This window comes from Cupriavidus sp. 22TCCZM04-2, assembly GCF_057798895.1.
In genome coordinates this window covers 1-1,885 of sequence record NZ_JBYOJS010000039.1, presented here as the reverse complement: position 1 = coordinate 1,885, position 1,885 = coordinate 1, and the positions used below count along the sequence as shown (strand labels likewise).

Here is a 1,885-nt window from a genome sequence, read left to right as displayed (position 1 = left end):
GCGCCGATGATAGTGCGGATTACCCGTGTGAAAGTAGGTCATCGCCAGGCTCTTACAATGCAAAACCCCTCGACAGCATGTGCTGCGAGGGGTTTTTGCTTTGGTGGCCTTCCGCATGGCGCCACCTGGTGGCGGGCTCAACGCTTCTTTGCTGCTCTGGAACCCAGCCCGAAGCCATCTACGGGCCCCCAGAGCGTCGATATGCGTCTCCCTATAGGGTGAGAACGCAGAAATTAAAACTGTGTTTGTGGGTTGCTACAGCCAGCGTCAGATCGCCAGGCAGTGGCCAGCTCGATGGTCCGGCCGATGCATTCCGCAACGGAAAGTGCTTGACAGGCGAGACGAGAGGTCCCATAATCGATAGTTCTCTGCGGAGAGGTGCCCGAGTGGCTAAAGGGGGCAGACTGTAAATCTGTTGGCTTACGCCTACGCTGGTTCGAATCCAGCCCTCTCCACCAGAATGCAAGACAGCGACCGGCTAACAGGCCGGTGAAGCAGAAAGAACCAGGCGGGTGTAGCTCAATGGTAGAGCAGAAGCCTTCCAAGCTTATGACGAGGGTTCGATTCCCTTCACCCGCTCCAAATCGCGTGGTTGCTGTCGACAAGTAGTACTTCTAGTTTTGCCCATGTGGCTCAGTGGTAGAGCACTCCCTTGGTAAGGGAGAGGTCGGCAGTTCGATCCTGCCCATGGGCACCAAATACCGCACTGGCAATATCGCTGCCGACACAGGAGTCGTGAAATGGCAAAGGAAAAGTTCGAGCGGACCAAGCCGCACGTGAACGTTGGTACGATTGGTCACGTTGACCATGGCAAGACCACGCTGACCGCAGCGATCGCCACGGTGCTGGCAGCGAAGTTTGGCGGTGCCGCCAAGAAGTACGACGAAATCGACGCAGCGCCGGAAGAAAAGGCACGCGGTATTACCATCAATACCGCCCACGTCGAGTACGAAACGGCCAACCGCCACTACGCGCACGTTGACTGCCCGGGCCACGCCGACTACGTGAAGAACATGATCACGGGTGCCGCCCAGATGGACGGCGCGATCCTGGTTTGCTCGGCCGCTGACGGCCCGATGCCGCAAACGCGCGAGCACATCCTGCTGGCCCGCCAGGTTGGCGTGCCGTACATCATCGTGTTCCTGAACAAGTGCGACATGGTGGACGACGCGGAACTGCTCGAGCTGGTCGAGATGGAAGTTCGCGAGCTGCTGTCGAAGTACGAGTTCCCCGGCGACGACACCCCGATCATCAAGGGTTCGGCCAAGCTGGCGCTGGAAGGCGACAAGGGCGAGCTGGGCGAAGTGGCCATCATGAACCTGGCCGACGCGCTGGACACCTACATCCCGACGCCGGAGCGCGCCGTGGACGGTACGTTCCTGATGCCGGTGGAAGACGTGTTCTCGATCTCGGGTCGCGGCACCGTGGTGACCGGCCGTATCGAGCGTGGCGTGATCAAGGTCGGCGAAGAAATCGAAATCGTTGGTATCAAGCCGACGGTCAAGACCACCTGCACCGGCGTGGAAATGTTCCGCAAGCTGCTGGACCAGGGCCAGGCTGGCGACAACGTCGGTCTGCTGCTGCGCGGCACCAAGCGTGAAGACGTCGAGCGCGGCCAGGTGCTGTGCAAGCCGGGTTCGATCAAGCCGCACACCCACTTCACCGGCGAGGTGTACATTCTGTCGAAGGACGAAGGCGGCCGTCACACCCCGTTCTTCAACAACTACCGCCCGCAGTTCTACTTCCGTACCACCGACGTGACCGGCTCGATCGAGCTGCCGGCGGACAAGGAAATGGTGATGCCGGGTGACAACGTGTCGATCACCGTCAAGCTGATCGCCCCGATCGCCATGGAAGAAGGCCTGCGCTTCGCAATCCGCGAAGG

The 1,885-nt window shown here is 60.2% G+C and carries 1 protein-coding gene and 3 tRNA genes; all 4 read left to right on the top strand.

The genetic code is table 11. The annotated features are described in order from the left end of the window. Window positions 1-372: 372 nt before the first annotated feature. Window positions 373-458, top strand: a tRNA-Tyr gene (locus tag AC3FKG_RS29385). A 50-nt stretch (window positions 459-508) separates the two neighbouring features. Next, window positions 509-582: transfer RNA gene (locus AC3FKG_RS29380), tRNA-Gly, on the top strand. Between the two features lie 40 nt (window positions 583-622). Beyond that, window positions 623-697: transfer RNA gene (locus AC3FKG_RS29375), tRNA-Thr, on the top strand. A 43-nt stretch (window positions 698-740) separates the two neighbouring features. Beyond that, the coding region (gene tuf, locus AC3FKG_RS29370; protein ID WP_488744829.1) for an elongation factor Tu at window positions 741-1,885 on the top strand (1,145 nt) is incomplete at its 3' end.